Here is a 728-nt window from a genome sequence, read left to right as displayed (position 1 = left end):
GTCATGATTAAATCTAAGATGTCATTGCGAGCGAAGCGAAGCAATCCCAGAGACTTTGCGATTGCTTCGCTTCGCTCGCAATGACAGAACATATTATATTTATTTATGTCCATCTACTTAGCGAACTGGGGAGTTAGGAGTTAGGAGTTAGGAGTTATATTAATTCACCAAAATCGTTGATACACATACAATAACCTGTAGGGGCGAACGGCTGTACCCTGCGGGAAGGCAGAGCCTACGCCCTGACGCTTGTACTTGTATCATTTATAAAGTGAAATGATATTAGCAGTGATGACTATTCTATGACTTATTACGTAATCTACGACGGAAATTGTAACCTCTGCGTTACCTTAGTGCAATTACTGGAAACCTTAGACCGAGGAAAGTTGTTTCAATACACTCCTATGCAAGATGAAGAGAAACTGTTGCAATGGGGAATTACAGCTAAAGATTGCGAACAGGGAATGATTTTAATTGATGGTAGCGATATCTCTAGGCGTTGGCAAGGTAGTGATGCAGCAGAAGAAATTGGGCGGTTATTGCCCTTAGGAAGTGTATTTGTAGATACTTATCGGACGTTACCGGGGATGAAATGGGCAGGCGATCGCTTTTACGAACAAATCCGCGATAATCGCTACACTATCTTTGGCAAGCGTTCTAGTACTTACCAATCAGCATACTGTGTTGATGGCAGCTGTCAGGCGTAGGAGGTTGGGGAGATGGGGAGG

Annotated in this window: 1 protein-coding gene; it reads left to right on the top strand. The window is 43.3% G+C overall.

The genetic code is table 11. The features are described from left to right. The first annotated feature begins 302 nt into the window (after nt 1–302). A complete protein-coding gene (locus GNE10_RS34945) occupies nt 303–707 on the top strand; it encodes a thiol-disulfide oxidoreductase DCC family protein (protein ID WP_185570563.1) in 405 nt (134 codons plus the stop codon). The last annotated feature ends 21 nt before the right edge of the window (nt 708–728 follow it).

Origin of the sequence: Nostoc sp. 2RC (assembly GCF_014222165.1) — a bacterium.
GTDB lineage: Bacteria > Cyanobacteriota > Cyanobacteriia > Cyanobacteriales > Nostocaceae > Nostoc > Nostoc linckia.
The sequence above is the reverse complement of the archived record's forward strand: the minus strand, read 5'-3'. Positions and strand labels throughout refer to the sequence as shown.